Origin of the sequence: Staphylococcus croceilyticus (assembly GCF_002902575.1) — a bacterium.
In the GTDB taxonomy this organism is placed as follows: Bacteria; Bacillota; Bacilli; order Staphylococcales; family Staphylococcaceae; genus Staphylococcus; species Staphylococcus croceilyticus.
In genome coordinates, this window is the sequence record NZ_PPRD01000145.1 from 58,427 (window position 1) to 61,597 (window position 3,171).

Sequence of the window (3,171 nt, forward strand, 5' to 3'; positions counted from 1 at the left end):
TTTTATTTTAAAAAACTAAGTGATTTATGAATGTAAAGGTTATATTAGAAACCGAAGATTTTACCTAATACGCTTACGCCGTTTTCTACGATACCTACGATGCCTGTACCTAATTTAGTCCAATCGTGATTGATTCCTGCGTCTACTGTACCTCTGATTGCGTCGAATAATTTTTCCATGTTAATGATCTCCTTTGTGTTATATATAGTAATTTATTAATTAAAAACCTAAGTATTTGCTTAGTAAACCTACACCGTTTTCTACGATACCTACAATACTTGTACCTAATTTGCTCCAGTCACCATTAATGCCTGCTGTTACTGTATCTTTAATTGAGTTGAATAAACCTTCCATTTTATACACTCCTTAGAAAGTAGTTGGTAAATTTATAAAACGATTACTAGGTTGTTGCTTTGTTTTTGTTTAGCTATCGTTTTGATACTTATACTATAAAGGGTATGTACAACTTATGGTGGATTTTTTCTTAACTTGAAACTTTCACATCAAAACTGTTTCTTTTACGTTTTCAATTAGACAGTTAGGGATGCAAATATGTATGTCGAAAACATACAAGTTAGAAAGCGCTTACTAAAATGCAATTCTTTATATCTTAAAAATAGATTATTTGGCGTTTTATTATGAGAGGTTAAGAAAAAAACTAAGAAGAAATATATTAAATATGTAGAAGGAGTTTTATACTAAATTTGATCTGGTTGATTTAAACAAAAAACTCCACAACCATAAGGTTGCGGAGTTTTATAACGTCCTGGGAGGGATTCGAACCCCCGACCGATGGCTTAGAAGGCCATTGCTCTATCCAGCTGAGCTACCAGGACATGAATTTTTAACACAAGAATTATTATAGCTAAAGAAACCTCATTTAGCAATAGCTTTAATATAAAAAAAGTTTATATTTTTCACTAATTAAGTATAATTATTACTATCGCTTTTTACATTCAGTTTAAAATTCTTTAGAAAGTAATGGTTAAGTAATATATTTACAAAATAACACTTAGGCATGCTTCAATGTAAAACACTTACGCATGCCTAAGTGTAAAATCTAAATTTGAAATTCAATTGTATCGATAATTTGATTATCTCTATTTCTAAAATGTAATGTAGCGTGATGCTCTTTATCATCGATTAGTAATTCTGCAAATGTTTCTTCTATATTACTGCGAGATTGTGAGATACTTCCTGGATTGATGACATGAACGTCACCTAAGTTCTCATATTTAGCTACATGCGTATGTCCATAAAATGCTAATTTGCATCCTAATGTCTGAGCTTTTTCAGCTAATCTCATACGTGTTTGATTGACAGAATATAGATGACCATGAGTATAAAAAGCTTTAATACCATCTACTTCAACAATTTCTTCATTAGGAAACTCTGGATAGAAATCACAATTCCCTTTTACACGTCGAAACAGACTAAGCTCCGTATCATTGTATTCAAATTCAGAGTCACCAAGATGTATGAAAGCATCTGCATCTTTATGTTGCTCATACAATTGATATAAAATACCTGCTTCTGTATGATTATCACTTGCTATTAACCATTTAGACATGATTACTCACGCTCCAAATAAGCATTTAATTTCTTAATGGCGTTGCCTCGATGGCTAATCTCGCTCTTTTCTTCAGTTGTGAGTTGAGCCATTGTTTTGCCCTTTTCCGGAACAAAAAAGATTGGATCATAGCCGAATCCATTCTCACCCTGTCTTTCAGTTGTGATTTCTCCAGCTACAGTGCCTTTAAATGTTTGGGTAGATTCTCCAGGGGCACTCATACTAATGACGCAGACAAATTGTGCTTTTCTGTCTTCTTTACCTTCTAAATTGTGCAACAGTTTATCAATATTTGCTTCATCACTTTTATCCAAGCCAGCATATCGCGCAGAGTATACTCCCGGCTCGCCATTTAGTGCAAATACTTCTAGCCCACTATCGTCTGCAATCACGCGTTTATTCAAAGCTTTAGCTGCTGCCTCTGATTTTAAACGCGCATTTTCTTCAAAAGTAGTACCTGTCTCTTCCACATCGAAATCTTTGATGACTTCAGAAATCCCTATAACATTATCATTAGGAAAAATCGCTTTAAAATCATTAATCTTACCTTGGTTATTGGATGCAATTACTATATCTGCCAAAGTTATGTCACTCCATTCTTTTAAATAACTTGAATACGTTCAACTTCAACGTCTAGTTTTAACCATTGTGCAATAATATTTTTGATATGTACAGTATCACCTGTAGCAAAGAAACGGTGCGGTGGATTTGGCAAATAGCTCGCATGTTCATTACTAAATGTTAGTAATGCACTAACTTCACGTGCCGTTTCAAGACCTGAAGAAATAACCTTTTTCTCTCCACCAAAGTAATCATTAATTGGTTTATACAATAAAGGATAGTGCGTACAACCAAGAATTACCGTGTCAGCTTCTGTATTGCGCCACTGCTTTAAGGTTTGATGAATGACGATACTAGTGATGGTAGGATCATCGTAACGCATTTGCTCTACTAAAGGTACAAATCCAGGACATGCTACACCGTAAACATTGACATTTGGATTGATACGCTTAATATGATGACGATACGCTTCAGACTTAATTGTTCCTTCTGTGCCTAAGATTAAAACATTTTGATTTTTCGTCGTCATAATTGCAGTGCGCGCACCAGGTTCAATTACTCCAATCACAGGGATAGGTAATAGTTGTTGTAAATGCTCAAGTGCTACTGCTGTTGCCGTATTACAAGCAATTACTAACATTTTAATATTAAATTCCATCAATTTATTTGCAAGCTGTGTTGTAAATTCTTTAACTTCATCGCCAGGGCGTGGGCCATATGGACATCTTGCTATATCTCCTAGATAATAGATGGTTTCATTAGGAAGTTGTCGCATGATTTCCTTCGCTACCGTTAAACCTCCTACGCCAGAATCTATTACACCAATTGGTCTATTCATTTACATTCATCCTTATAATACATAATACTCTCATTTTACCACAGTCATCTATTGAGTTTGACTAATCCGTTTTACTCATTTTGAAAATGAAAAAAGTAGGTAGTGATTTATTACGGTTCTACGCAAACATCGGTTGATAAATAAAAAAATTATTTAATTATAATTAGATTAAGCGACAAAGAGGAAATCAGACTTTTTTAGT

At 34.0% G+C, this 3,171-nt stretch carries 5 protein-coding genes and 1 tRNA gene; all 6 read right to left on the minus strand.

From position 1 onward, the window contains the following. Positions 1 to 44: 44 nt before the first annotated feature. On the minus strand, positions 45 to 179 hold the full coding sequence (locus CD128_RS11685; protein ID WP_103330027.1) for a beta-class phenol-soluble modulin: 135 nt from the start codon (positions 177 to 179) through the stop codon (positions 45 to 47). 40 nt (positions 180 to 219) lie between these two features. Next, positions 220 to 354: a beta-class phenol-soluble modulin gene (locus CD128_RS11690; RefSeq protein ID WP_103330028.1), complete on the minus strand. Its 135-nt coding sequence runs from the start codon at positions 352 to 354 to the stop codon at positions 220 to 222. A gap of 408 nt (positions 355 to 762) precedes the next feature. Further along, a tRNA-Arg gene (locus CD128_RS11695) sits at positions 763 to 836 on the minus strand. Between the two features lie 224 nt (positions 837 to 1,060). Then, on the minus strand, positions 1,061 to 1,570 hold the full coding sequence (locus CD128_RS11700; RefSeq protein WP_103330029.1) for a YfcE family phosphodiesterase: 510 nt from the start codon (positions 1,568 to 1,570) through the stop codon (positions 1,061 to 1,063). Between the two features lie 2 nt (positions 1,571 to 1,572). Then, on the minus strand, positions 1,573 to 2,151 hold the full coding sequence (locus CD128_RS11705; RefSeq protein WP_103330030.1) for an XTP/dITP diphosphatase: 579 nt from the start codon (positions 2,149 to 2,151) through the stop codon (positions 1,573 to 1,575). A 20-nt stretch (positions 2,152 to 2,171) separates the two neighbouring features. Then, positions 2,172 to 2,969: a glutamate racemase gene (gene racE, locus CD128_RS11710; RefSeq protein WP_103330031.1), complete on the minus strand. Its 798-nt coding sequence runs from the start codon at positions 2,967 to 2,969 to the stop codon at positions 2,172 to 2,174. Between the last annotated feature and the right edge of the window lie 202 nt (positions 2,970 to 3,171).

What these genes read in the sequence shown, in the direction of transcription:
- CD128_RS11685 (WP_103330027.1), bottom strand. Translation starts at nt 179, where the DNA reads ATGGAAAAATTATTCGACGCAATCAGAGGTACAGTAGACGCAGGAATC.
- CD128_RS11690 (WP_103330028.1), bottom strand. Translation starts at nt 354, where the DNA reads ATGGAAGGTTTATTCAACTCAATTAAAGATACAGTAACAGCAGGCATT.
- CD128_RS11700 (WP_103330029.1), bottom strand. Translation starts at nt 1,570, where the DNA reads ATGTCTAAATGGTTAATAGCAAGTGATAATCATACAGAAGCAGGTATT.
- racE (WP_103330031.1), bottom strand. Translation starts at nt 2,969, where the DNA reads ATGAATAGACCAATTGGTGTAATAGATTCTGGCGTAGGAGGTTTAACG.